The 25,903-nt window shown below is 44.4% G+C and carries 21 protein-coding genes; 20 read left to right on the top strand and 1 reads right to left on the bottom strand.

Translation table 11 applies throughout. From position 1 onward, the window contains the following. Positions 1–134 precede the first annotated feature (134 nt). From msrB to D8872_RS05850, 13 genes are all read left to right on the top strand, one after another. Positions 135–1,070: a peptide-methionine (R)-S-oxide reductase MsrB gene (gene msrB, locus D8872_RS05905; RefSeq protein WP_125390283.1), complete on the top strand. Its 936-nt coding sequence runs from the start codon at positions 135–137 to the stop codon at positions 1,068–1,070. 164 nt (positions 1,071–1,234) lie between these two features. After that, a complete protein-coding gene (locus D8872_RS05900; RefSeq protein WP_005592291.1) occupies positions 1,235–1,477 on the top strand; it encodes a hypothetical protein in 243 nt (80 codons plus the stop codon). A gap of 198 nt (positions 1,478–1,675) precedes the next feature. Further along, complete coding sequence (gene tkt, locus D8872_RS05895) at positions 1,676–3,652, top strand: transketolase (protein WP_125390282.1); 1,977 nt, start codon at positions 1,676–1,678, stop codon at positions 3,650–3,652. Between the two features lie 119 nt (positions 3,653–3,771). Next, positions 3,772–4,107, top strand: a complete 336-nt coding sequence (gene yajC / locus D8872_RS05890) for a preprotein translocase subunit YajC (RefSeq protein ID WP_005591861.1) — start codon at positions 3,772–3,774, stop codon at positions 4,105–4,107. A gap of 217 nt (positions 4,108–4,324) precedes the next feature. Then, positions 4,325–5,074, top strand: coding sequence for an undecaprenyl pyrophosphate synthase (gene uppS / locus D8872_RS05885; protein WP_125390281.1), 750 nt, complete (start codon positions 4,325–4,327; stop codon positions 5,072–5,074). Positions 5,075–5,089: 15 nt separating this feature from the next. Next, the gene (locus D8872_RS05880) at positions 5,090–5,893 is read left to right on the top strand and encodes a phosphatidate cytidylyltransferase (protein WP_125390280.1); all 804 of its coding nucleotides are present in this window, start codon (positions 5,090–5,092) and stop codon (positions 5,891–5,893) included. Between the two features lie 70 nt (positions 5,894–5,963). Next, on the top strand, positions 5,964–7,220 hold the full coding sequence (rseP, locus tag D8872_RS05875; protein ID WP_125390279.1) for an RIP metalloprotease RseP: 1,257 nt from the start codon (positions 5,964–5,966) through the stop codon (positions 7,218–7,220). A 45-nt stretch (positions 7,221–7,265) separates the two neighbouring features. Next, positions 7,266–9,116 carry a proline--tRNA ligase gene (locus D8872_RS05870; protein ID WP_125390278.1) on the top strand — a complete coding sequence of 617 codons (1,851 nt, stop codon included), beginning with the start codon at positions 7,266–7,268 and terminating at the stop codon, positions 9,114–9,116. 242 nt (positions 9,117–9,358) lie between these two features. After that, positions 9,359–9,739, top strand: coding sequence for a PH domain-containing protein (locus D8872_RS05865; RefSeq protein WP_048764500.1), 381 nt, complete (start codon positions 9,359–9,361; stop codon positions 9,737–9,739). Between the two features lie 117 nt (positions 9,740–9,856). Then, complete coding sequence (locus tag D8872_RS05860; RefSeq protein WP_125390277.1) at positions 9,857–14,245, top strand: PolC-type DNA polymerase III; 4,389 nt, start codon at positions 9,857–9,859, stop codon at positions 14,243–14,245. 19 nt (positions 14,246–14,264) lie between these two features. Further along, positions 14,265–14,417: a hypothetical protein gene (locus D8872_RS10835; RefSeq protein ID WP_000778898.1), complete on the top strand. Its 153-nt coding sequence runs from the start codon at positions 14,265–14,267 to the stop codon at positions 14,415–14,417. 21 nt (positions 14,418–14,438) lie between these two features. Continuing rightward, a complete protein-coding gene (locus D8872_RS05855; RefSeq protein WP_125390276.1) occupies positions 14,439–15,680 on the top strand; it encodes an aminopeptidase in 1,242 nt (413 codons plus the stop codon). Positions 15,681–15,773: 93 nt separating this feature from the next. Then, complete coding sequence (locus tag D8872_RS05850) at positions 15,774–16,004, top strand: GlsB/YeaQ/YmgE family stress response membrane protein (RefSeq protein ID WP_005591872.1); 231 nt, start codon at positions 15,774–15,776, stop codon at positions 16,002–16,004. Between the two features lie 67 nt (positions 16,005–16,071). On the opposite strand, the gene def is transcribed toward D8872_RS05850, so the two are convergent. After that, positions 16,072–16,704 carry a peptide deformylase gene (def, locus tag D8872_RS05845; RefSeq protein WP_125390275.1) on the bottom strand — a complete coding sequence of 211 codons (633 nt, stop codon included), beginning with the start codon at positions 16,702–16,704 and terminating at the stop codon, positions 16,072–16,074. 195 nt (positions 16,705–16,899) lie between these two features. Between def and D8872_RS05840 the strand changes: the two genes are divergently transcribed. From D8872_RS05840 to oppC, 7 genes are all read left to right on the top strand, one after another. Continuing rightward, positions 16,900–18,051 carry an MFS transporter gene (locus tag D8872_RS05840; protein WP_125390274.1) on the top strand — a complete coding sequence of 384 codons (1,152 nt, stop codon included), beginning with the start codon at positions 16,900–16,902 and terminating at the stop codon, positions 18,049–18,051. Between the two features lie 9 nt (positions 18,052–18,060). After that, complete coding sequence (locus tag D8872_RS05835) at positions 18,061–18,789, top strand: pseudouridine synthase (protein ID WP_125390273.1); 729 nt, start codon at positions 18,061–18,063, stop codon at positions 18,787–18,789. 114 nt (positions 18,790–18,903) lie between these two features. After that, entirely contained in the window at positions 18,904–19,398 is a 495-nt protein-coding gene (locus D8872_RS05830) for a DUF536 domain-containing protein (RefSeq protein WP_005591876.1), read from the top strand. Between the two features lie 144 nt (positions 19,399–19,542). Further along, the gene (locus D8872_RS05825) at positions 19,543–21,297 is read left to right on the top strand and encodes a glycerophosphodiester phosphodiesterase (RefSeq protein WP_125390272.1); all 1,755 of its coding nucleotides are present in this window, start codon (positions 19,543–19,545) and stop codon (positions 21,295–21,297) included. 140 nt (positions 21,298–21,437) lie between these two features. Continuing rightward, positions 21,438–23,414, top strand: a complete 1,977-nt coding sequence (locus tag D8872_RS05820; protein WP_125390271.1) for a peptide ABC transporter substrate-binding protein — start codon at positions 21,438–21,440, stop codon at positions 23,412–23,414. A gap of 65 nt (positions 23,415–23,479) precedes the next feature. Beyond that, entirely contained in the window at positions 23,480–24,976 is a 1,497-nt protein-coding gene (locus D8872_RS05815) for an ABC transporter permease (protein ID WP_045500889.1), read from the top strand. Continuing rightward, positions 24,976–25,902, top strand: coding sequence for an oligopeptide ABC transporter permease OppC (oppC, locus tag D8872_RS05810; RefSeq protein ID WP_062122697.1), 927 nt, complete (start codon positions 24,976–24,978; stop codon positions 25,900–25,902). The genes D8872_RS05815 and oppC overlap by 1 nt, the downstream gene beginning before the upstream one ends. The last annotated feature ends 1 nt before the right edge of the window (position 25,903 follow it).

Here is a 25,903-nt window from a genome sequence, read left to right as displayed (position 1 = left end):
TTCTTGAAACTATTAAATTTAGTTAATCCGTAGGGGCGCAGTATTTGATATGATTTCTAAGAAAGTCCCAATCAAAATCCTATAAAAGTTTCTCTTTTTATGAGAAAATAGAGGAAACGATTGGAGGGATGTTTATGGCAGAAATTTATCTAGCAGGCGGCTGTTTCTGGGGCTTGGAGGAATATTTTTCTCGGATTGAAGGCATTGAGAAAACGACAGTGGGCTATGCCAATGGGCAAGTGGAGTCCACCAACTACCAGCTCATTCACCAGACCGACCACGCGGAGACGGTGCACTTAATTTATGACGAAGAAAAAATCAGCCTGCGGGAAATTTTGCTCTACTATTTCCGAGTCATTGACCCCTTATCCATCAACAAACAGGGTAATGATATAGGCCGTCAGTATCGGACAGGTGTTTACTATGTCCGTGAGGAAGATCGCGCCACTATCGAGCAGGTTTTTGCTGAGCAGGAGGAGCAATTAGGACAAAAGTTGGCTGTAGAGCTAGAGCCCTTGCGCCATTATATCTTGGCTGAGGAGTATCATCAAGATTATCTCAAGAAAAATCCGACGGGTTATTGCCATATCAATGTCAAGGATGCTGAGCAGCCCTTGGTAGATGCGGGCCATTATCCTAAGCCTAGTCAGCAGCAACTCAAAGCAGTGCTAAGTGAGGAGCAGTATCAGGTGACCCAGCAGAGCGCAACGGAGCGCCCTTTCCATAATGCTTACAATAGCACTTTTGAGGCAGGGATTTATGTTGATGTAACAACTGGCGAACCACTCTTTTTTGCGGCTGACAAGTTTGAATCTGGCTGTGGCTGGCCTAGTTTTGCTCGTCCTATCGCTCGCGAGGTTATCAAGTATTATCAAGATTTGAGCCATGGCATGGAGCGAATCGAAGTGCGAAGTCGCTCAGGAAATGCCCATCTAGGTCACGTCTTTACCGATGGTCCGCAGGAATTAGGTGGCTTGCGCTATTGCATCAACTCAGCATCTCTGCGATTTATTCCCAGAGAGCAAATGGAAGAGGAAGGCTACGGCTACCTGCTACCCTATATGGACTAATACTCATTTTTGTCGCTTGTCAACCTTTTCAAAATCTAGCTAAACTAGACAGAAATAATCAGCCAATTTCCTCTTTTTTAACGCTCCAAGCATTTATATATGTAAATACCATAGAAAAGTGTATAATGGTTAGGAAAAGATAAATGTTATGGAAGGAATACAAAATGGAGAAATTGGATATTACTACAATGTCTGATTATAAAAAGGTAGAAGCTGTTATTCAATTACTAATCGATGGAGTTTTGACCAGCTATCGTGTGGCGACAGATGCCAACATCAGCAAAATGAGCATCTTGACACTGGTCAAAGGTAGCAGCAAGATTAAGAATATTACTTATCAAACGGCTATTGCTCTGATTAATTGGTACGAAGAAAATCATGAAAAATACGGTATTACTATTCAATAAGTAGCCGATTTTACAGGGATATATATATAACTAGAATTCTATGAGTGCTTGCTTGTGGGATTCTTTTACTGAAGGAAAGAATGGCCTTTCCATTATTGCAGGAAAGGCAAAAATTTCATATAATGGAAATAAGAAAAATGAGCGTAGGAATGTCTGCTGGTGGTAGCAGCCCGCTAAATTTTTTATAAGGAGAACTCAATGTCACAATTATCTGTTAATGCCATTCGCTTTTTAGGAATTGACGCGATTGAAAAGTCTAAGTCAGGTCACCCTGGCGTTGTTATGGGGGCTGCGCCGATGGCTTACGACCTATTTACCAAACAACTGCGTATCAATCCAGCAGAGCCAAATTGGATTAACCGCGATCGCTTCGTTCTATCTGCAGGACACGGCTCTATGTTGCTTTATGCCCTGCTCTACCTGTCTGGCTTTAAAGATGTCAGCATGGAGGAAATCAAAAACTTCCGCCAATGGGGCTCTAAGACACCAGGTCACCCAGAGTTTGGTCATACAGCTGGAGTTGATGCGACGACTGGACCATTGGGACAAGGGATTTCTACAGCGACTGGATTTGCTCAAGCAGAGCGTTTCTTGGCTGCTAAGTACAACCGTGATGGTTATCCGATTTTCGACCATTACACTTATGTCATCTGTGGTGATGGCGATTTGATGGAGGGTGTTTCAGCTGAGGCTGCTTCTTACGCTGGTCTGCAAAAGCTTGACAAGCTGGTTGTCCTCTACGATTCAAATGATATCAACTTGGACGGGGAAACCAAAGATTCCTTTACAGAAGATGTTCGTGCCCGCTATGAAGCGTATGGTTGGCATACTGCCTTGGTAGAAGATGGAACAGACCTTGCAGCGATTGATGCGGCTATCAATGAAGCGAAGGCTTCTGGCAAGCCATCTTTGATTGAAGTCAAGACGATTATCGGATATGGTTCACCAAACAAGCAAGGAACCAATGCAGTTCACGGTGCGCCTCTTGGAGCAGAAGAAGCGGAAGCTACTCGTCAAGCCTTGGGTTGGGACTATGCGCCATTTGAGATTCCTGAGGAAGTCTATACTGACTACCGTACAAATGTGGCAGAGCGTGGTGCAGCGGCTTACGATGCTTGGAAACAGCTAGTAGAGGACTACAAGCAAGCTTATCCAGAATTGGCAGCAGAAGTAACAGCTATCATTGCTGGTCAGGATCCAGTAGAAATCAAACCAGAAGATTTCCCAGTGCTTGAAAATGGCTTCTCTCAAGCGACCCGTAATTCTAGCCAAGATGCCCTCAATGCAGCAGCTAAGGTGCTTCCAACTTTCCTCGGCGGTTCTGCTGACTTGGCTCATTCTAATATGACCTACATCAAGGAAGACGGCCTGCAGGACGATGCCCACCGTCTCAACCGCAATATCCAATTTGGTGTGCGCGAGTTTGCTATGGGAACTATTCTCAATGGTATGGCGCTTCATGGTGGTCTTCGCGTTTACGGCGGTACCTTCTTCGTCTTCTCAGACTATGTCAAGGCAGCTGTCCGTTTGTCTGCCCTTCAAGGCTTGCCAGTGACTTATGTCTTCACTCACGACTCAATTGCAGTTGGTGAAGATGGACCGACTCATGAGCCGATTGAGCATTTGGCTGGTCTGCGTGCTATTCCAAACCTGACTGTTCTTCGCCCAGCAGATGCGCGTGAAACTCAGGCAGCTTGGTACTTGGCTCTTAAGAGTCAATCTACTCCGACTGCTCTGGTCTTGACCCGTCAAAATCTGACAGTCGAAGAAGGAACAGACTTTGACAAAGTAGCTAAAGGTGCTTATGTGGTTTACGAAACAGCATCAGATTTCGATACTATCTTGCTGGCTTCTGGTTCTGAGGTTAATTTGGCTGTTGCAGCTGCTAAAGCACTTGCAGCAGAAGGTGCTAAAATTCGCGTGGTCAGCGTGCCATCAACAGAGCTTTTTGATGCTCAAGATGCAGCCTACAAAGAAGAAATTCTGCCAAATGCAGTTCGTCGCCGCGTAGCGATTGAGATGGCAGCTAGCCAGCCTTGGTACAAGTATGTCGGTCTAGACGGTGCAGTTATCGGAATCGACCAGTTCGGTGCCTCTGCTCCAGCAAGCAAAGCTTTGGAAGAATACGGCTTTACAGTTGAACACGTAGCAGAAGTTGTTAAAAATCTGAAATAAAAAGACATAAAATCAGGGTGTTGCTCATCCTGATTTTTTTGGAAATTATTTTCCTGCCTTGTCAAACGGGGCAAAATCTGCTATAGTAATTAGTAGATGAATTCCAAAGGAGAAGAGAAATGAATCCAACAATGATGATTATTTTTTTCGTTGTACTAGTAGGAATGATGTATTTCCAAGTACGGACACAGAAAAAGCAAGCTGAAAAACGGATGGAGAGCCTTAATAAACTGCAGAAAGGCTATGAAGTCATTACTATTGGTGGTCTTTACGGAACTGTTGACGAAGTTGATTCAGAGCGTAAGACTGTTGTCTTGGACGTAGACGGTGTTTTCTTAACATTTGAATTAGCAGCCATTAAGACTGTTTTGCCATTGACAGAAGGTATCCCAGCTGCTGCGGGAGTGGAAGGCGATATCGCTGTGTCTGATGAAGATACTGCCATTGAAGAATAGGATATAGGACAGTCGAGAGGCTGTCTTTTTTATTTTAAGGACATATTGTAAACTCATCTTTTACAATATTATAGTTGCACAATACTAGCGAAACCTGCCTACATCCACTACTAACTATTTATCATCAGCTCTGATAGACGAAAAATCAGCTCTCCTGCCCACATTTAAAGGATTTATGATATAATGAAATGATAAAACTTTAAATAGGATAAAAAATATGTTTAGTTTTAAGAAAAAAGAAAAGCTCGATGAGGCCTTGCTTGTTCCCAAGCATATAGGGATTATCATGGATGGCAATGGTCGTTGGGCTAAAAAACGTATGCAGCCGCGCGTCTTTGGCCATAAGGCAGGTATGGAAGCCTTGCAAGAAGTGACGATTGCAGCCAAGGAGATGGGTGTGCAGGTCTTGACGGTCTATGCCTTTTCAACGGAAAACTGGGCGCGACCAGAGAAAGAAGTGTCTTTCATTATGAATCTGCCAGTTGAATTTTATGACCGCTATGTGCCAGAATTGCACAGAAACAATGTAAAAATTCAAATGATTGGCGATACGAAGCGACTTCCTAAAGCTACTTTTGAGGCCTTGGAGAAGGCTGAAGATCTGACTCGCTTGAATACAGGGCTGATTTTGAACTTCGCCCTGAACTACGGTGGACGAGCTGAAATCAATCAAGCAGTTCAGAAGCTTGCCCAAGATGTTTTAGATGCGAAAGTTCAGCCAGCAGATATTACAGAGGAAATGATTGGAGATTACCTCTATACCAGCAGTTTGCCTGCAAGTTTACGGGATCCTGACTTGGTTATTCGTACGAGTGGCGAGCTGCGCCTTAGCAATTTCTTGCCTTGGCAGACAGCATATAGCGAGTTGTATTTTACAGATATCCTTTGGCCGGATTTCGATGAGAAGGCTTTGAAGGATGCGGTTGTAGAGTATAATCGCCGCAATCGTCGCTTCGGCGGTGTATAAAGGAGGGAGAAAAAGATGAGTTTAGATTTACAAAGACGTCTTCTTTTTGGAGGAATTGCTCTAGCTATTTTTATTCCTCTAGTGAAGATGGGAGGGATTCCTTTCCAGATCAGTGTTGGTCTTTTAGCTATGCTAGCAGTGCATGAATTGCTTAAGATGAAGGGGCTTCCGACAGCGACCTTAGAAGGCGGATTGGCTATGCTGGCAGCTTTTGTCTTAACCCTGCCACTTGAGAACTACCTGAAATTTTTACCTGTGGACGGCAATGTGATGGCTTATGGCTTGGTCGTTTTTGTCTTGCTAGGAGCGACTGTTTTAGGCTCCTCATATAGCTTTGAAGATGCGGCTTATCCGATTGCTTCTAGTTTTTATGTCGGTTTAGGCTTTAATGCTTTGATCGATGCTCGTTTGGTGAATGTGGACAAGGTTTTGCTGGCCCTCTTTATCGTCTGGGCCACAGACAGTGGAGCCTATCTGGTTGGTACCCGCTACGGGCGGAGAAAATTATTGCCAAAGGTATCGCCAAATAAAACCATTGAAGGCAGTTTAGGAGGCATTATCTCAGCGGTGTTGGTTTCGGCGATTTTTATGTCTGTTCGTCCGCAAGTTGCCACTCCATATAGCTTTATGACCATGCTGCTCTTGACAGTTGTCTTTAGTATCGCTGGCCAATTCGGTGACTTGGTAGAGAGCGCTATTAAGCGTCACTTTGGTGTCAAAGACTCAGGGAAGTTTATTCCTGGGCATGGCGGCGTTTTGGATCGCTTTGATAGCTTGCTTTTTGTCTTTCCACTGATGCACCTCTTTGGCCTGTTCTAAGGAGTTTGGTGGCCAAGCAGCCGAAAGCCTTCTTGGCTTAATGAACAATCTTAAGAGAAAGATTAGACTTATGCAGATTATTACATTTATTATTATTTTTGGGATCATCGTGGTGGTTCATGAGTTTGGACATTTCTACTTTGCCAAAAAATCAGGCATTCTAGTTCGTGAGTTTGCCATTGGGATGGGCCCGAAAATCTTTGCTCATATTGGCAAGGATGGAACAGCCTACACGATTCGGATTCTGCCATTAGGTGGATATGTCCGTATGGCTGGCTGGGGCGAGGATTCGACAGAAATCAAAACAGGTACGCCAGCTAGTCTGACCTTGAATGAAGATGGGAAAGTCGTCCGCATCAATCTGTCTGGCAAGAAAATTGATCAGACGGCTCTACCTATGAATGTGACTAGTTTTGATTTTGAAGAAAAGCTGGAGATTACAGGGCTGGTCTTAGATGAGACCAAGACTTATTCTGTTGACCACGATGCGACCATTGTTGAGGAAGACGGAACGGAAGTTCGGATTGCTCCGCTGGATGTTCAGTATCAAAATGCGACTATCTGGGGGCGACTCATCACTAATTTTGCTGGCCCCATGAATAATTTCATTTTGAGCATTCTAGTTTTCATGCTTTTGGCCTTTCTTCAAGGCGGTGTCCAAGATGAAAATAGCAATCATTTTCAGGTTCTGGAAGGTAGCGCCGTTGCCAAGGCAGGGGTGAAAAGCAATGACCAGATTCTGAAAGTCAACAATTATGAGATTGCAAACTGGGACGACCTAACCAAAGCCGTGTCAGAAACGACGAAAGATAAGGCAGATGCACCAAAATTGACCATCACTTATAAGAGTGACGGTCAGACTCATAAAGTGGACGTCGAGCCTAAAAAAGAGGGGGATCGCTATCCATTGGGCGTTTTGCCTGCTATCAAGACTGGTTTTTGGGACAAGGTAGTTGGAGGCTTTACCGCTACGTGGACGACTACAGGTCGGATTTTGACAGCCTTGAAAGATTTGATTTTTAACTTTAATTTAAATAAATTAGGCGGTCCAGTTGCTATTTATAATGTCAGCAGTCAGGCGGCTCAACAAGGATTGCCGGCTATTCTGAGTCTTTTAGCTATGCTGTCCCTTAATATCGGGATCTTTAATCTAATTCCGATTCCTGCCTTGGACGGTGGAAAAATTGTCCTCAATATCCTTGAGGCTATCCGTCGCAAACCCTTGAAACGAGAAACAGAAAGCTATGTTACCCTCGCAGGGGTAGCTGTCATGGTTGTCCTCATGATTGCTGTGACTTGGAATGATATTATGAAATTGTTCTTCTAACATTTTAAAAGATTGAAAAATATTCTATGAAGGAGTTTTGTTTTTATGAAACAAAGTAAAATGCTAATCCCAACGCTGCGCGAAATGCCAAGCGATGCTCAGGTTATCAGCCATGCTCTTATGTTGCGGGCTGGCTATGTTCGCCAAGTTTCTGCGGGAGTCTACTCTTATCTGCCACTGGCTAACCGTGTTATTGAAAAAGCTAAAAAAATCATGCGGGAAGAGTTTGATAAGATTGGTGCAGTTGAAATGCTGGCGCCTGCCCTGCTTAGTGCAGATCTCTGGCGCGAGTCAGGTCGTTACGAGACTTACGGTGAAGACCTCTACAAGCTGAAAAATCGCGAAAAATCAGACTTTATCCTAGGTCCGACACATGAAGAGACTTTTACTTCTATTGTCCGTGACTCTGTTAAATCATACAAGCAATTGCCGCTCAATCTCTATCAAATCCAGCCTAAGTACCGCGACGAAAAGCGTCCACGTAATGGACTTCTTCGTACCCGTGAATTTATCATGAAAGACGGTTATAGTTTCCATGCCAACTATGATAGTTTGGATGTAACTTATGATGAGTACAAATCTGCTTATGAAAAAATCTTCACTCGCAGCGAGCTAGATTTCAAAGCCATTATCGGTGACGGTGGCGCTATGGGTGGTAAGGACAGCCAAGAATTTATGGCTATCACGCCTGCTCGTACAGATCTTGACCGTTGGGTCGTTTTGGATAAGTCAGTTGCCTCATTTGATGAAATTCCTGCAGAAGTGCAAGAAGAAATCAAGGCAGAATTACTCAAATGGATGGTCTCTGGTGAAGATACCATTGCCTACTCTAGCGAGTCCAGCTATGCGGCCAACTTAGAAATGGCAACCAATGCTTATAAACCAAACAAAAAAGTAGTGACTGAAGCAGAGTTGGTGCGTGTAGAAACCCCTGACTGCAAGACTATTGACGAGGTGGCAGCTTTCCTACAAGTTGATACAGAAGAAACAATCAAGACCTTGGTTTACATGGCTGATGAAAAGCCTGTTGTGGCCCTCCTTGTCGGCAATGACCAACTTAACGAAGTCAAGTTGAAAAATCATCTGGGAGCTGATTTCTTTGAAGTCGCTAGTGAAGAGGATGTTCGTCAGCTCTTGGGCGCAGGCTTTGGTTCGCTAGGCCCAGTCAATCTGCCAGAAGATGTGACCATTATCGCAGACCGTAGAGTCCAAGACCTTTCTAACGCCGTAGCTGGAGCTAATGAAGATGGCTACCACCTGACTGGTGTTAATCCAGGCCGTGACTTTAGTCCTGAATATGTGGATATCCGCGAAGTTCGTGAAGGTGAAGTGTCTCCAGATGGCCAAGGTATCCTTAAGTTTGCTCGCGGGATTGAGATTGGGCATATCTTTAAATTGGGAACACGCTACTCTGACAGTATGAATGCCAATGTCTTGGACGAAAATGGCCGTGCCGTACCGATGATTATGGGCTGCTACGGCATCGGTGTCAGCCGCCTTCTTTCAGCCGTTATGGAGCAGCACGCTCGCCTCTTTGTCAATAAAACTCCTAAGGGTGAATTCCGCTATGCTTGGGGTATCAACTTCCCTAAAGAACTGGCACCATTTGACGTGCACTTGATTCCGGTCAATGTCAAGGACGAGGAAGCTCTTGCTCTCACTGATCAAATTGAGGCTAACTTGCTAAACGCTGGTTATGAAGTCTTGGTGGACGATCGCAATGAGCGCGCAGGTGTTAAGTTCAGCGACAGCGATTTGATTGGTCTCCCAATCCGCGTGACAGTTGGTAAGAAAGCCGCAGAAGGCATTGTCGAAGTCAAGATTAAAGCTACGGGCGATACCATTGAAGTCCATGCTGATAATCTGCTCGAAACTCTGTCTATTTTGACAAAATAAAACAAGAGTTTAGGACAAAAGTCCTAGCCTCTCAATTGTCTTTGGATTGTCGAGCAAGACGCAGTGGTTGAGTGGGCTCTACTACGCTGATTTCATCAGCTTTTACAGCCCTACTCAACTGTGCGGAGGTGGGACGACGAAATCGAATTCTAACGAATTTCAGATTTCTGTCCCACTCTCTTTCTTTTGCTTATTGGCCTTGAAAATGCTATAGTAGGGAAAATGGATTGGAGGAATGAATGATGGGATTATTCAGCGGTTTATTGGGCAATGCTTCTCAGAAAGATATTGAAAAAACAGAAAGAGAATTGGAGAACATTCTGACGCTAGCAGAAAATGTGGAGTTGGCTTTCAGCCTGATTCGCGACTTGATTGTCTTTACAGATAAGCGTTTGATCTTGGTGGACAAGCAGGGAGTGACAGGCAAGAAAACGGCTTATAAGTCTTATCCTTATCGCTCCATTTCTCGTTTTTCAGTGGAAACGGCTGGCCACTTTGACCTAGATGCTGAGCTGAAAATCTGGGTTTCCAGTGCTGAGGAACCAGCCGAAACCCTAACTTTCCGAAGTGATAAAAGTGTCATTGCCATCCAAAAAGCGCTGGCAGAAGCAGTGCTAAGATAAAACTCTTGGTTTTCTTGTAGTATGAAGGAAGAGCAGACAAGCTTGTCTGGCTCTTTTTCTGTCGAAAAAAGTGCTGATTTATGGTAAAATAGGGTCACTACTGTACGAGGAAATGTCATGTCAAACAAGTTTGAAGTTTTAATGCATCAACTGGATATGCCACTGGAAATGAGAAATTCAGAGGCCTTTTTGAATGCAGAAATTGAGAAGGTTCTGGTCCACAAGGTCAGTCGGGTCTGGGAGTTTCATTTTTCTTTTGCGAATATCCTGCCCATTGAGATTTTTCGAGAATTGCAGAAGCGCTTAGCTCAAGAGTTTTCTAAGACGGGCAATCAAGCTATTTTTGAAATTCATTGTCAGAATCCTCAGGTATCGGATGAACTCTTGCAGGCTTATTACCAGCAGGCCTTTGAGGAGGGGCCTTGTGCCAGTCATGGCTTTAAGAGTCTGTATCAGGATTTGCGGGTTCATCTAGATGGGGACAAGCTGCTGATTGAGGGGGCTTCGACCATTGATACGGAGCATTTTCGCAAGAATCATCTGCCCAATCTCAGCCAGCAGTTGGTCAAGTACGGCTTTCCTCAGCTGACCTGTCAGGTTCAGCACAGCGATGAGCTGACCCAGCAACAAGCGGAGAATTTCCAGGCGGAGAATGACAAGATTGTTCAGGCGGCCAATGAAGAAGCGCTAAAAGCCATGGAATCCCTGCAGCAGATGGCACCGCCGCCGGAGGAAAAGCCAGCCTATGACTTCCAAGCTCGCAAGGCTGCAGCAAAGCCAAATCTGGATAAGGCAGAGATTACCCCTATGATCGAAGTTCAGACTGAGGAAAACCGTCTGGTCTTCGAGGGAATGGTCTTTGACTTAGAGCAGAAGGTCACTCGGACCGGCCGGGTCTTGCTTAATTTCAAGATGACAGACTACACTTCTAGCTTCTCCTTGCAAAAATGGATGAAAAACGAAGAAGAAGCCAAGAAGTTTGACGTGATTAAGAAAGGCGCCTGGCTGCGGGTGCGGGGAAATGTGGAGATGAACAATTTCACCCGCGACCTGACCATGAATGTGCAGGATGTTCAGGCTGTTACCCACTATGAGCGCAAGGACTTGATGCCTGAGGGCCAGAAGCGGGTTGAGTTTCACGCCCATACCAATATGTCTACTATGGACGCCTTACCTGAGGTCGAGGAAATCGTGGCAACGGCAGCCAAGTGGGGCCACAAGGCTGTCGCCATTACTGACCATGGCAATGTGCAGAGCTTTCCCCATGGCTACAAGGCTGCCAAGAAGGCTGGTATTCAGCTGATTTACGGTATGGAGGCCAATATTGTAGAAGACCGGGTTCCTATCGTCTACAATGAAGTGGACATGGAGCTGAGCGATGCGACCTATGTGGTCTTTGACGTGGAAACGACAGGACTTTCAGCGGTTTACAATGACTTGATTCAGGTCGCAGCCAGCAAGATGCACAAGGGCAATATTATCGCTGAGTTTGATGAGTTTATCAATCCGGGTCATCCTCTGTCGGCCTTTACGACGGATCTGACCGGGATTACAGATGAGCATGTCCGCAATGCCAAACCACTGGAGCAGGTGCTGAAAGAATTTCAGGAATTTTGCCAGGACAGTGTCCTTGTTGCCCATAATGCTACCTTTGACGTGGGCTTTATGAATGTCAATTATGAGCGGCATGGCCTGCCGAAAATTACCCAGCCTGTCATTGACACGCTGGAATTTGCCCGTAACCTCTATCCAGAGTACAAGCGTCATGGTCTGGGGCCTTTGACCAAGCGTTTCCAGATTGCTTTGGAGCACCACCACATGGCCAACTATGACGCAGAAGCGACGGGTCGCCTCCTCTTTATCTTTATCAAGGATGTGGCTGAAAAGCATGGTGTGACCAATCTCAAGGATTTGAATACGGATCTGGTCGATGAGAATTCTTACAAGAAGGCTCGGGTCAAGCATGCGACTATTTATGTTAAAAATCAGACGGGACTTAAGAATATTTTCAAACTAGTCAGTCTGTCCAATACCAAGTATTTCGAAGGTGTCCCGCGGATTCCACGGACCGTGCTGGATGCTCATCGTGAAGGCTTGATTTTAGGCTCAGCCTGTTCAGAAGGCGAAGTCTATGACGCTGTTGTCTCTCAGGGGGTGGACGCGGCTGTCGAAGCGGCCAAGTACTATGACTTTATCGAGGTTATGCCGCCGGCTATCTATGAGCCGCTGATTGCCAAGGAGCAAATCAAGGACCAGGAAGAACTGCAGACCATTATTCGTAATCTGATTGAGGTCGGCGATCGTTTGGGCAAGCCTGTCCTTGCGACGGGGAACGTCCACTATATCGAGCCGGAAGAAGAAATCTATCGTGAGATTATCGTCCGGAGTCTCGGTCAGGGAGCCATGATTAACCGTACCATTGGTCACGGTGAAAATGCCCAGCCGGCGCCGCTTCCTAAGGCTCACTTCCGAACCACCAATGAGATGCTGGACGAATTTGCCTTCCTAGGCGAGGATTTGGCTAAGAAGCTAGTTATCACCAATCCGAATCAGCTGGCGGAGACCTTTGAGCCGGTCGAGGTAGTCAAGGGAGACCTCTATACGCCTTTCATTGACAAGGCCGAGGAGACAGTTGCCGAACTGACCTATCAAAAAGCCTTTGAGATTTATGGCAATCCGCTGCCAGATATCGTGGACTTGCGAATTGAAAAAGAGCTGACCTCCATCTTGGGGAATGGCTTTGCCGTGATTTATCTGGCTTCGCAGATGCTGGTACAACGCTCCAATGAGCGGGGCTATCTGGTAGGTTCACGGGGGTCTGTTGGATCCAGCTTTGTCGCGACCATGATTGGGATTACCGAGGTTAATCCTCTGTCGCCCCACTATGTCTGTGGCAAATGCCAATACAGCAAGTTCATCACGGACGGTTCTTATGGTTCAGGCTTTGATATGCCGGATAAAGACTGCCCAGAGTGCGGCCACAAGCTGAGCAAGAACGGTCAGGATATTCCTTTTGAGACCTTCCTTGGGTTTGACGGGGACAAGGTACCCGATATTGACTTGAACTTCTCCGGAGAAGATCAGCCTAGCGCCCACTTGGACGTACGGGATATCTTTGGTGAGGAGTATGCCTTTCGTGCAGGAACGGTTGGTACGGTGGCTGCTAAGACGGCCTATGGATTTGTCAAGGGTTACGAGCGCGACTACGGGAAGTTCTACCGAGACGCCGAAGTTGAGCGTTTGGCGCAGGGAGCTGCCGGAGTCAAGCGGACGACTGGACAACACCCAGGTGGAATCGTTGTTATTCCTAACTACATGGATGTTTACGACTTTACACCGGTCCAATATCCAGCTGACGATGTGACGGCCGAATGGCAAACGACCCACTTTAACTTCCACGATATCGATGAGAACGTCCTCAAACTCGATGTGCTGGGGCATGATGATCCGACCATGATTCGGAAGCTTCAGGACTTGTCTGGCATTGATCCTAATGACATTCCTATGGATGATGCTGGCGTCATGGCCCTCTTTTCTGGGACAGATATTCTGGGGGTTACTGAGGAGCAAATCGGCACGCCGACTGGTATGCTGGGGATTCCGGAGTTTGGGACCAATTTTGTACGGGGCATGGTTGACGAGACCCATCCGACAACATTTGCGGAGCTCTTACAGCTATCTGGTCTCTCTCATGGTACGGACGTTTGGCTAGGCAATGCTCAAGACTTGATTAAGCAAGGAATTGCCGACCTGTCCACCGTTATCGGCTGTCGGGACGACATCATGGTTTACCTCATGCACAAGGGCTTGGATCCTAAGATGGCCTTTACGATCATGGAGCGTGTGCGGAAGGGCCTTTGGCTGAAGATTTCTGAAGAAGAGCGCAATGGCTACATCGCAGCCATGAAGGAAAACAATGTGCCAGAGTGGTACATCGAGTCCTGTGGAAAGATCAAGTACATGTTCCCTAAGGCCCATGCGGCAGCCTACGTTATGATGGCCCTGCGGGTAGCCTACTTCAAGGTACATCATCCGATTTATTACTACTGTGCTTATTTCTCCATCCGGGCTAAGGCCTTTGATATCAAGACCATGAGTGGCGGTCTTGATGCCGTCAAACGTCGGATGAGCGAAATCGCTGAAAAGCGTAAGAACAACGAAGCTTCCAATGTAGAAATTGACCTTTATACGACTCTGGAAATCGTCAATGAAATGCTGGAGCGGGGCTTCAAATTCGGTAAGCTAGATCTCTACAAGAGCCACGCGACCGAGTTTCTCATCGAAGGAGATACCCTTATCCCGCCTTTCTCTACCATGGACGGTCTGGGTGATAACGTTGCCCGCCAATTAGTTAGAGCGCGGGAAGAAGGCGAATTCCTTTCTAAGACGGAGCTCCGAAAGCGCGGCGGCCTCTCTAGCACCCTAGTTGAAAAAATGGACGATATGGGCATTCTCGGCAATATGCCAGAGGATAACCAGTTGAGTTTGTTTGATGAGTTTTTCTAAAATATAGAAAGAGGTTTTTATGAAATTGACCATTTCCGCTCAGGATAAGCCTGCGCAAAAAGTATTTGATTACCAGCTGGATCTTGATCCAGATACGATTTTGAAAATGACCGCTTTGATTTGCGGTACGGTGGCAGCGGTTAGCCTGCTGTCCCTGTTTAAAGAGAAATAACGAAAGAAAAGGAGAAGCAGCATGGTTCTGCCAAATTTTAAAGAAAACTTAGAAAAATACGCTAAACTATTGGTTGCAAATGGAATCAACGTGCAACCTGGTCATACTTTAGCTCTCTCAATCGATGTGGAGCAACGTGAGTTGGCGCATTTGATCGTGAAAGAAGCCTATGCCTTGGGTGCGCATGAGGTTATCGTTCAGTGGACCGATGATGTGATCAACCGTGAGAAATTCCTCCACGCGCCAATGGAGCGTCTGGACAATGTGCCAGAATACAAGATTGCGGAGATGAACTATCTCCTCGAAAAGAAAGCTAGCCGTCTTGGGGTTCGCTCATCTGACCCAGGTGCCTTGAACGGAGTGGATGCGGACAAGCTTTCAGCTTCTGCCAAAGCTATGGGACTTGCGATGAAGCCAATGCGTATCGCAACGCAATCAAATAAAGTCAGTTGGACGGTCGCAGCAGCAGCTGGACTTGAGTGGGCTAAGAAAGTCTTTCCAAATGCTACAAGCGATGAAGAAGCAGTTGATCTCCTTTGGGACCAAATCTTCAAAACTTGCCGTGTCTACGAAGAAGATCCTGTTAAAGCTTGGGAAGAACATGCAGCCATCCTCAAGAGCAAGGCAGAAATGCTCAATAAAGAACAATTCTCAGCCCTTCACTATACAGCACCAGGGACTGATTTGACACTTGGCTTGCCTAAGAACCACGTCTGGGAATCAGCTGGTGCCATCAACGCACAGGGTGAAGGATTCTTGCCAAATATGCCAACAGAAGAAGTCTTTACGGCTCCTGACTTCCGTCGTGCAGATGGCTATGTCACTTCTACAAAACCGCTTAGCTATAACGGAAATATCATCGAAGGCATTAAGGTAACCTTTAAGGATGGACAAATCGTGGATATTTCAGCCGAGAAGGGTGATCAGGTCATGAAAGACCTTGTCTTTGAAAACGCTGGCGCGCGTGCCTTGGGGGAATGTGCCTTGGTACCAGATCCAAGTCCAATTTCTCAGTCAGGCATTACCTTCTTCAACACCCTTTTCGATGAGAATGCTTCAAACCACTTGGCTATCGGTGCAGCTTATGCGACTAGCGTTGTTGGTGGGGCAGAGATGAGCGAAGAAGAGCTTGAAGCTGCGGGCCTCAACCGTTCAGATGTTCACGTGGACTTTATGATTGGCTCTAATCAAATGGATATAGATGGTATCCGTGAGGATGGAACACGAGTTCCTATCTTCAGAAATGGAGACTGGGCAATCTAAGATTTTAAGTTGTTTTGACGGGCACTTTTAATCTGACAGCTCCCACCTGCTTCTCGAAAAGTATTCTTAGAAACATAGAAAGAAGGATCCTATATGATTGGTAGTATGTTTGTCGGTTTTATTATTGGTCTCATGGCTGGGGCTATTACCAGCCGCGGGGAACGTATGGGCTGTATCGGAAAAATCCTCTTGGGCTGGTTTGGTTCATGGCTTGGGCAATTGCTTTTTGGCCACTGGGGACCGATGTTAGCGGACACAGCTATTCTTCCCTCAGTCTTGGGCGCTGTGATCCTTTTGGCTCTTTTCTGGGATCGAGGCACTTAGAATAGTGTAAAAGAAATACCTAGACGCGAAAACGTCTAGGTATTTTTGATTACAATATACGATCTGTTTATTCCAGTACCAACATGCCGTCTTTCACTGCAAATGGATCTTTTTCGTTGATGCGGTCGTAGAACATAATGCCGTTGATATGGTCAATCTCGTGTTGAATCACGATAGAATTGTAGCCTTTGAGTTTGATGCGGTGTTTTTGACCGTCCTTGTCAAAGTAATCCACGGTCACCCGTGCATGACGCACGACATAGCCTGGTACTTCGCGGTCGACGGAAAGGCAACCCTCGCCGTCAGCCAGAGCTGCATCTTGCACAGAGTGGGCAACAACTTTAGGATTGTACATGACCTGAGCCAGTGAGTAGGCTTCTTTAGGAGGATTTCCTTCTTCGTCCTCCAGATTTGGCACCAGCACAGCGATGATTCGCTTAGAAATATCCAGCTGAGGCGCTGCTAGACCGACTCCGCCACGGAGACCCATTTTTTCCGCCATGACAGGATCTTGAGAATGTTTCAAAAACTGCATCATTTTCTCACCTAAAATGATTTCCTGATCAGATAAGGGAAAGCTGACTTCCTCAGCCACCGCACGCAAGGTAGGATTTCCCTCGCGAATAATATCGCTCATATCAATCAAATGAGCTGCCTTGGTTAATTTATCCATAACCGATTTTTTTTCAATAACAGACATGATTCTCTCCTTTTTCTTCCCTTCATCATAACACAAATCCCGCCAGAAATAAAGAAAGGGCTTGTTCTTTTGTCAGAGGAGAAATTTTTCGAAAGAATGTACTCTTTAATGGCTGATTTTTTTAAGAAAAGATGATTGCGTCTTTTTCTAAAAAACTGTATGATAGAATGAGTGTGATTTTTAAAGGAAAATAGAATGAAAAAGTTTATGGAAAAAGTGAGTATTCTCTCACTTTCTTTGGTGTTGACGACCTCCTTTTCGATTTCCAGTGCCCAGTCGGCCATGTTTGCTTTTTATAAAGTCTTGCCGGAAAGCTGGATAGAACTGCTGGTTTCTTTGCCATCGGCTGGGATTATGCTCATGCTAATCTTAAATGGTTTGGTGGAGAAATATTTATCGGAACGAAAGATGATTGTGACGGGGCTCTTGATTTTCGCTCTTTGCGGCTTTGTTCCTCTTGTGAATAAGGCCTACTGGGTGATTTTTGCCTCGCGTCTGATCTTTGGTATGGGAGTTGGTTTGCTTAATGCCAAAGCCATTTCAATTATCAGCGAACGTTATGAGGGCAAGGAACGCATTCAGACTCTTGGTCTGCGTGGATCAGCTGAAGTTGTCGGGACGGCTCTCTTGACGCTTGGAGTGAGCCAGTTGCTTCGCTTTGGCTGGGAAATTTCTTTTTTGGTCTATGCTTCGGGTTTGATTGTTCTAGCCCTCTATCTGCTCTTTGTGCCTTATGGCAAGGAGGAGAAGCATCATGAGACTCATCAGGAAGGAAAGGGCTTGACAGCTGCACAGTGGTTTCTGACAATCGGCCTAGCCCTGGTAGCAGCGATGATTGTCTTGACGAATGTTGTCATCAACGTGCGCGTGCCCGGACTGGTTGAAAAGTCTGGTATGGGTAGTGTTCAGACGGCAGGTTTGATTCTTTCAACCATGCAGTTGATTGGTATTGCCGCAGGCTTGTCCTTTGCCCCTCTTCTTCATTATTTCAAGGAAAATTTATTGACGGTTGCGGGAGTGGTCTTTGGTCTTGCTTCGATCATGATTGGTTTGGCACCCAATCTCTTGCTCTTGAGTGTGGTGACCATCGCTTCTGGCTTTGTTTATAGTGTCAGTCTGACAGCGATTTTTCATATTCTTTCAGAGAGAATCCCTAGCAAATCCCTGAATCAAGCGACTTCGATTGTGATTTTAGGTTGTAGTGCTGGAGCTACCGCTACAACTTTCTTTTTGTCATTGATTAGTCAATTTTCAAGCCAAGCTTCCTTTATCTTTGGCGTTTTGGGAAGTCTGATGGTTTTAATGGCAGTGCTGGCATTCGGCATTCTCAAGAAAAAGTTTGCTTAGGAGAAGAATATGCGTCTGGATAAGTTTCTAGTGGAAAGTGGACTTGGCTCGCGCAGTCAAGTCAAACAACTATTGAAGAAAGGTCAAGTATGGGTCAACGGGACAGCAGTCACGTCAGCCAAGACTCAGATTGATGAACGGTCGGATCAGATTGTGGTGGATGGTCAGACTCTAGTTTATGAAAAATTTGTCTACTACCTCTTGAACAAACCCAAGGGTGTCATTTCTGCCACTGAAGATGACCGCCATAAAACCGTTTTAGATTTATTAGACGATACTGCCCGTCAAAAAGAAGTCTTTCCTGTGGGGCGGTTAGATGTGGATACGCATGGGCTTCTGCTTTTGACCAATAATGGTCAGCTATCGCACGCTATGCTGTCTCCCAAGCGCCATGTGGCTAAGGTTTATCAAGCTCAGGTTGCTGGTCTGATAGATCAGGCAGATGTTGAGCGTTTTGCCCAAGGAATCGAGCTTAAAGACTTCACTTGTCAGCCTGCCCAGCTCGAAATTATCGAAAGAGATGAAGGAGCGCAGACCAGTCTGGTTCGTATCACGCTCTCAGAAGGCAAGTTTCATCAGGTGAAGCGTATGGTTCTAGCTTGTGAGAAGGAAGTCACCGATCTTCAGCGCTTGTCTATGGGACCTCTCCAGCTTGATCCAAGTCTGGAACTGGGCCAATGGCGGCGCTTGACAGAAGAAGAAATGCAGAGCTTGGAAATCTTTCAAGTTGAACTATAGAAAACCAGGAAAGTGGAGCAATATATTGCTTCACTTTTTTGCTTTATTTGACAGTTAAGCCTTGATATGATAAGATTTAGGTAACCATATCTAGAAAAAGTTTCAGAGGAAATTATGGCAATTGAAAAGACAGTCAGCGAGCTGGCCGAGATTTTAGGAGTCAGCCGTCAGGCAATCAATAATCGTGTCAAGGCTCTGCCGCCAGAAGATACAGAAAAAAATGAAAAAGGGGTCACAGTCGTGACCCGCAGTGGCCTGATTAAGCTAGAAGAAATTTATAAAAAGACCATTTTTGAAGATGAGCCAGTCAGCGAAGAAGTCAAACAGCGCGAGTTGATGGAAATCTTAGTGGATGAAAAAAATGCTGAGATTTTGCGCCTTTATGAGCAACTCAAGGCGAAAGATAACCAGCTGGCTAAGAAAGACGAACAACTCCGTGTCAAGGACGTGCAGATTGCTGAAAAAGATAAGCAGCTGGACCAGCAGCAGCAGTTGACAGCCAAGGCTATGAGCGAGCGGGAAACCCTTCTTTTGGAGCTGGATGAAGCCAAGGAGAAGGTGCAAAAGCAGGAAAACAAAGGATTTTTCGCCCGTTTATTTGGTAAATAAGAAAGAAAATCTCAGTTGAAAAGCTGAGATTTATTTTTCAAAGAAGGGGTGGTGCCAAGATGGCAATAACAGGAGCGGACTCACTGTAGCCACTGTAACTTGACTGCCCCTGTTTCGCCCAAATTTCTGAAAGAAGAAAATAAGATGAAACCAGAAAAACTTAGCTTTAAGCGCTTTTATCATAATTTAGACAAGATCCTAGTTCTCTTTTTCATGGTCTTTATGATGATGGAGTATGCATGGATCCCCTTTAATTCTTACGCAGCAGAATACCTACTCAAACAGACAGGCTATCTTTTTTTGTCTTACAACAATGTCTGGGCAGTCCTCAGCTCTAATTGGCTGGTCGGTCTAGGTTTTCTAGTCCTCATTGTGGTCAATCTCTTTGTAGCCTATTTCCAGAGCGGCATGATTTTCATGGGGATTCGCAATCTCTTGGATAAAGAAAACCGACCAGTATTCGCTTTTCTTGGAAAAACATTTAGGGACAGTTCTGCCATTGTCAAGAAGGCTGGCCCAGGGAAAATGCTCTTTATCGTACTTTATATGGGCTTTCTTTTTCCCTTCTTGCGCCAAATTTTGAAAATATACTATCTCAATAAAATTTTGGTTCCAGATTTTATTGTCACCTATTTGGCAAATAATATTGTGCTCGCTGTTTTCATGGGACTTCTTGTGGTCGGCATGCTTCTAGTGGCAGTACGACTAATGTTTGCCCTACCACAGCTCTTTTTTGAGCACGCCACAGTTCCTCAGGCAATTCGCTTTAGTCTGGCCAAGACCAAGAACCGCCTTTTCTTTTACACTAGGCATCTTTTTTGGATTATTATCAAAAGCTTTCTGCTTTATACTTTTCTCTCAGCTCCAGCTATACTGGGACAGCGATACGCGAACACTCAACCAAATGAGGTTGTCCTCTTTAGCGGTATTGTAGCTTTTGTCCTGATTAAGTTTGCCTACTATGCTATGTTGTCCTATTTCCTTCTCAAATTTGTCTCCTTCCTGACAGATCGTACCTTAAATGACTATCCAACGAAAAGAGGCCTATCTCTAATGCGTTGGTTTGTTCTGACTATTGCCAGTTTAAGCTTTGCATTAGAAGGCTATGTCTATCTAAATTTCCCTTTGGAGAACATTCCGATTACGATTTCCCATAGAGGGGTTTCGAGGGAAAATGGAATCCAAAATACCGTAGAAGCGCTGGAAAAAACAGCCTTGCTCAAGCCTGACTTGGTAGAAATGGATGTGCAGGAAACTAAGGATGGGCAATTTGTCATGATGCATGATGCAAACCTGAAGCAGTTGGCAGGCCTTGATGCCCAACCTCAAGACTTAACCTTGGCTGAGTTGACTTCGCTAGAGATTTCAGAAAATGGCTATCGAGCTAAGATTTCTAGTTTTGACGATTACTTTACACGAGCCAATCAACTCGGCCAGCGCCTCTTGATAGAAATTAAGACTAGCAAGAAAGACTCCAAGGATATGATGGAGCGATTTTTGAGTAAGTATGGTGCCAAAATCAAGGTTTATCAACACCAGATTCAGTCTTTGGACTACCAAGTTATCGATCAGGTAGTCAAATATGATTCTTCTATCCCCAGCTTTTTTATCCTGCCTTATAATACAATCTTTCCACGAACCAAGGCTTCTGGCTACACCATGGAGTATTCAACCTTGGATGAAAATTTTGTCAATAAACTCTGGCAATCCGACAAACGTCTCTATGACTGGACCATTAATGATGAGGATAGTATCGTCAAATCCTTTCGCTTAGGAGTGGATGGGATGATTACAGATGATTTGGAGTTGGTTCAAAGTTCCATCAAAGAACTCAAGGATGATCCGGACTATACTACCCTTCTATTGAATAAGTCTTTAGACTTGCTAAGTTTTTCTTAGGATAGCAGTGGAACATGAACACGATTAATAGAGTAGAGTCATTGCATGGCTACCATAATATTCAGAAAATTTAGTTTACTTTTTTCCTTTCTTGTGCTATAATCCTAAGTAAACCTAAAAAACAAAATTGGAGAATTCGTATGAAAAAAAGCAAAGTATTAGCTTTAGCTGGAGTTAGCCTTCTTTCAGTAGGCGTTTTAGCTGCTTGTTCTGGTTCATCAAAAGGAAACAGCGCAGCAAAAGCTTATAATTATGTCTATACTGCTGAACCAGAAACATTGGACTATGTGACGTCTGGTAAGGCTTCAACATCTGACCTCGTGACTAACGGTGTGGACGGTTTGTTGGAAAATGACCAATATGGTAATTTTGTACCGTCTATTGCAGAGTCTTGGACTGTTTCTAAAGATGGTTTGACTTATACCTATAAAATCCGTAAAGACGCTAAATGGTACTCTTCAGAAGGTGAAGAATACGGGAATGTGACAGCTCAGGACTTTGTGACTGGCCTCAAGCATGCTGCTGATAAGAAATCTGAAGCCCTTTATCTTGTGCAACAATCTGTAAAAGGCTTGGATGACTACGTAAATGGTAAAACACCTGACTTCTCTACTGTTGGAGTTAAGGCAGTTGACGACCACACTCTCCAATATACTTTGAACCAACCTGAACCACAGTGGAATTCAAAGACAACTTCACAAGTTCTTTGGCCAGTTAATGCTGAATTCCTTAAGAAACAAGGGGACAAATTTGGTCAATCTACTGACCCATCTTCTATCCTTTACAATGGACCATTCTTGATGAAGTCTATCACTGCTAAGTCTGCTGTTGAGTATCAAAAGAATGAAAACTACTGGGATAAGGAAAATGTTCATGTCGATACTATCAAGTTGTCTTACTTTGATGGACAAGACCAAGATGCCCTTGCTCGTAACTTTAAAGATGGCGCCTACACAGTAGCTCGTCTCTACCCTACAAGCTCAAACTATGCTGGAGTAGAAAAAGACTTCAAGGATAATATCTTTTTCACACCGCCAAGTGCTGGTGTAGCTGTTATGGGTGTCAATATTGATCGTCAAAGTTACAACCATACAAGCAAAACAACAGATGCTCAGAAGTCTGCTACTAAGAAAGCGATTCTTAACAAAGACTTCCGTCAAGCCTTGAACTTTGCTATTGACCGCACATCATACTCAGCACAGATCAATGGTAAAGAGGGTGCTCCTTACGCTGTCCGTAATACTTATGTACCACCTTCATTTGTTCAAGTTGGCGATAAATCTTTTGGTGACGTTGTAGAAGAGAAAGTTGCTGCATTGGGTGACGAATGGAAAGGTGTTAAACTTGAGGACGGTCAAGATGGCCTCTTTAATGCTGAGAAAGCAAAAGCAGAGTTTGCCAAAGCAAAAGCAGCTCTACAAGCTGACGGAGTGGAATTCCCAATCCATCTGGATCTCCCAGTTGCTCAGACTTCTAAGCCAATGGTTAACCGCGCACAATCGCTTAAGCAATCTGTTGAAAAGACTTTGGGAACTGAGAATGTTGTTGTAGATATTCAACAAATGTCAGAAGATGATCTTTACAACATTACTTACTATGCACCAAATGCTGCTGGCGAAGACTGGGATATCTCAACAGCTGTTGGTTGGAACCCTGACTATCAAGATCCATCAACTTATTTGGATATTTTGAAAACTACATCAACTAAAACTACAAAGACTTACCTTGGTTTTGAGGGAGTAGACAATGCAGCCGCTAAGCAAGTTGGTTTAGATGAATTTGACCGCTTGGTAAATGAAGCTGGTAAGGAAACTTCAGATATTGTTACTCGCTACGAAAAATATGCAGCAGCTCAGGCTTGGTTGACAGACAACTCTCTTGTTGTTCCATTGATGGCAAATCCTGGTGCAGCACCATTTATCTCACGTATCGAGCCATTCTCAGGCGCTTATGCTCAAACTGGTAATAAGACAAGTTCTACTTACTTCAAACGTCTTAAAGTTACAAATGACGTAGTAACGAAGAAAGACTACGAAGCAGCTCGTAAGAAATGGCTGAAAGAAAAAGAAGAGTCAAATGCGAAAGCACAAAAAGATCTCGAAAGTCATGTAGAATAAATCGTTCACTAGAACTTTCTCTAATAACGAGAGAAAGTTCTTTTGAAATTTAAAGGAAACGATAAATGAAGAAATACATTTTTATGCGTATTTTACGCTCAATTGTGTCGATTTTCTTGGTAACGACCTTGACCTATACCATTATTTATACAATGGTTCCGAGAAGATTGATTTTCAAACAAGACCCGAACTACAATAAGATAGCCACAACCGAAGATAAAAAGACAAACTATGAAAATACAGTCTATGAGCGGATGGGTTATATTGATTATTATGATACAAAAGAGTTGCAGGAAAAAGCCAAGAAGGAAAATAAATCTGTAACCACTGAGGCAACCGATGAGAATAAAAAAATCTACGAAGCCTACGTTGAAAAACTTGGCAAAGGTTGGAAATTGTATCAATTCAAAGAAAGCAAAGAATTCTATGCTGTTCGTGAAGTTCCAGTTTACGAGCGTGTACTTGAGTTCTATGCTAATCTGATTCAGATTGATCATCCAAATGTGATTCAAGATGAGGAAAATCCAAATCTTAAGCGCTACATCCGTATCGAAAATGACCCAGCCATTGGTTGGTCAGTCGTAGGTTCTGGTACTCGTCATAAATATCTTCTATATTTTAATGGCCAATTCCCATTTGTTCATCAAAACTTTGTTAGTTTGAACTTAGGAAATTCTTATCCTACTTATGCGAATACGCCTGTATTGCAAGTTATTTCCCAAGGACAAGGTCAAACAAAATCATCAGAAGTTCAATTCCCAACAGGTAAGAAAACTTCTGCTGTAGATATTTACTCTCGTACCTACAAGACTCCAAGTAAGGCAGACTCTCAGGATATTGCTAAATATGGCAAGGGAGATGCTTACACTGCAACCAAGAATAACTATCAAAACCCATCGATGATTGTCAGCTCATCTATTATTGGTCTGATTGGTGTGGCGCTTTCTTATTTGATTGCTGTTCCGCTTGGTTCTTATATGGCTCGTTTGAAAAATACATGGTTTGATAGTATTTCAACAGGTGCCTTGACCTTCATGATGTCACTGCCAACCATCGCTCTTGTTTATATTGTTCGTTTGGCTGGTTCAGCTATTGGACTTCCAGATTCCTTCCCAATTTTGGGAGCAGGCGACTGGCGTTCCTATGTTCTGCCATCCTTGATTCTTGGACTTCTGAGCGCACCTGTGACAGCTGTCTGGATTCGTCGTTATATGATTGACTTGCAGTCCCAAGACTTTGTTCGCTTTGCCCGTGCCAAAGGTCTTTCTGAGAAAGAAATTTCGAACAAGCACATTTTCAAAAATGCGATGGTGCCATTGGTGTCTAGTATTCCAGCTTCTATCGTTGGTGTTATTGCAGGTGCGACTCTGACTGAAACTGTCTTCGCCTTTCCTGGTATGGGTAAAATGCTGATTGATTCTGTTAAGGCGTCGAATAACTCAATGGTGGTTGGTCTTGTATTCATTTTCACCTGTCTTTCAATTTTTGCCCTCTTAGTTGGTGATATCTTGATGACAATGCTTGACCCACGTATTAAATTAACATCTAAAGGAGGTAAATAATGGCTACAATTGATAAAAGTAAATTCCAATTTGTCAAACGTGACGATTTTGCCTCTGAAACGATTGATGCTCCAGCTTATTCATACTGGCGCTCCGTTATGCGTCAGTTCTTGAAAAAGAAATCAACGACGATCATGTTAGGAATTCTGGTTGCCATCGTTTTGATGAGTTTCATTTATCCAATGTTCTCGAATTTCGATTTCAATGATGTCAGCAAGGTAAATGACTTTAGTATGCGTTATATCAAACCAAACGCTGAACACTGGTTTGGTACAGACAGTAATGGTAAATCTTTGTTTGACGGTGTTTGGTTTGGTGCTCGGAATTCTATCCTGATTTCCATTATTGCAACACTTATTAACCTGATTATCGGAATCATTATTGGTGCTATCTGGGGAATTTCCAAAGCAGTTGACCGGATCATGATGGAAGTCTACAATGTCATTTCAAATATTCCAGCACTCTTGATTGTCATTGTCTTGACTTATTCTATCGGTGCTGGTTTCTGGAACTTGATCTTTGCCATGACCATCACTGGCTGGGTAGGAATTGCGTATACGATCCGTATTCAAATTATGCGTTACCGTGATTTGGAGTATAACTTGGCATCGCGTACCTTGGGAACACCGACATATAAGATTGTGACCAAGAATATCATGCCCCAGTTGGTATCTGTTATCGTGACGACAACTTCTCAAATGCTTCCAAACTTTATCTCTTACGAGGCCTTCCTTTCCTTCTTTGGACTTGGTCTTCCTGTAACAGTACCAAGTTTGGGACGCTTGATTTCCGACTATTCACAAAACGTAACAACCAACGCTTACCTTTTCTGGATTCCATTGACAACCCTGATCTTGGTATCCCTGTCCTTCTTCGTAGTTGGTCAAAACTTAGCCGATGCAAGTGATCCACGGACACATAGATAGG

It is taken from the genome of Streptococcus cristatus (genome assembly GCF_003943815.1).
Taxonomy (GTDB): domain Bacteria; phylum Bacillota; class Bacilli; order Lactobacillales; family Streptococcaceae; genus Streptococcus; species Streptococcus cristatus_F.
The sequence above is the reverse complement of the archived record's forward strand: the minus strand, read 5'-3'. Positions and strand labels throughout refer to the sequence as shown.

Excerpts from the sequence above, each read along its gene's own strand:
- oppC (WP_062122697.1), top strand. The coding sequence starts at position 24,976 with ATGGCTACAATTGATAAAAGTAAATTCCAATTTGTCAAACGTGACGAT.
- D8872_RS05820 (WP_125390271.1), top strand. The coding sequence starts at position 21,438 with ATGAAAAAAAGCAAAGTATTAGCTTTAGCTGGAGTTAGCCTTCTTTCA.
- tkt (WP_125390282.1), top strand. The coding sequence starts at position 1,676 with ATGTCACAATTATCTGTTAATGCCATTCGCTTTTTAGGAATTGACGCG.
- rseP (WP_125390279.1), top strand. The coding sequence starts at position 5,964 with ATGCAGATTATTACATTTATTATTATTTTTGGGATCATCGTGGTGGTT.
- yajC (WP_005591861.1), top strand. The coding sequence starts at position 3,772 with ATGAATCCAACAATGATGATTATTTTTTTCGTTGTACTAGTAGGAATG.
- D8872_RS05860 (WP_125390277.1), top strand. The coding sequence starts at position 9,857 with ATGTCAAACAAGTTTGAAGTTTTAATGCATCAACTGGATATGCCACTG.
- D8872_RS05870 (WP_125390278.1), top strand. The coding sequence starts at position 7,266 with ATGAAACAAAGTAAAATGCTAATCCCAACGCTGCGCGAAATGCCAAGC.
- D8872_RS05825 (WP_125390272.1), top strand. The coding sequence starts at position 19,543 with ATGAAACCAGAAAAACTTAGCTTTAAGCGCTTTTATCATAATTTAGAC.
- D8872_RS05900 (WP_005592291.1), top strand. The coding sequence starts at position 1,235 with ATGGAGAAATTGGATATTACTACAATGTCTGATTATAAAAAGGTAGAA.
- msrB (WP_125390283.1), top strand. The coding sequence starts at position 135 with ATGGCAGAAATTTATCTAGCAGGCGGCTGTTTCTGGGGCTTGGAGGAA.
- D8872_RS05830 (WP_005591876.1), top strand. The coding sequence starts at position 18,904 with ATGGCAATTGAAAAGACAGTCAGCGAGCTGGCCGAGATTTTAGGAGTC.
- D8872_RS05850 (WP_005591872.1), top strand. The coding sequence starts at position 15,774 with ATGATTGGTAGTATGTTTGTCGGTTTTATTATTGGTCTCATGGCTGGG.
- D8872_RS05840 (WP_125390274.1), top strand. The coding sequence starts at position 16,900 with ATGAAAAAGTTTATGGAAAAAGTGAGTATTCTCTCACTTTCTTTGGTG.
- def (WP_125390275.1), bottom strand. The coding sequence starts at position 16,704 with ATGTCTGTTATTGAAAAAAAATCGGTTATGGATAAATTAACCAAGGCA.
- D8872_RS10835 (WP_000778898.1), top strand. The coding sequence starts at position 14,265 with ATGAAATTGACCATTTCCGCTCAGGATAAGCCTGCGCAAAAAGTATTT.
- D8872_RS05865 (WP_048764500.1), top strand. The coding sequence starts at position 9,359 with ATGGGATTATTCAGCGGTTTATTGGGCAATGCTTCTCAGAAAGATATT.
- D8872_RS05815 (WP_045500889.1), top strand. The coding sequence starts at position 23,480 with ATGAAGAAATACATTTTTATGCGTATTTTACGCTCAATTGTGTCGATT.
- D8872_RS05855 (WP_125390276.1), top strand. The coding sequence starts at position 14,439 with ATGGTTCTGCCAAATTTTAAAGAAAACTTAGAAAAATACGCTAAACTA.
- D8872_RS05880 (WP_125390280.1), top strand. The coding sequence starts at position 5,090 with ATGAGTTTAGATTTACAAAGACGTCTTCTTTTTGGAGGAATTGCTCTA.
- uppS (WP_125390281.1), top strand. The coding sequence starts at position 4,325 with ATGTTTAGTTTTAAGAAAAAAGAAAAGCTCGATGAGGCCTTGCTTGTT.
- D8872_RS05835 (WP_125390273.1), top strand. The coding sequence starts at position 18,061 with ATGCGTCTGGATAAGTTTCTAGTGGAAAGTGGACTTGGCTCGCGCAGT.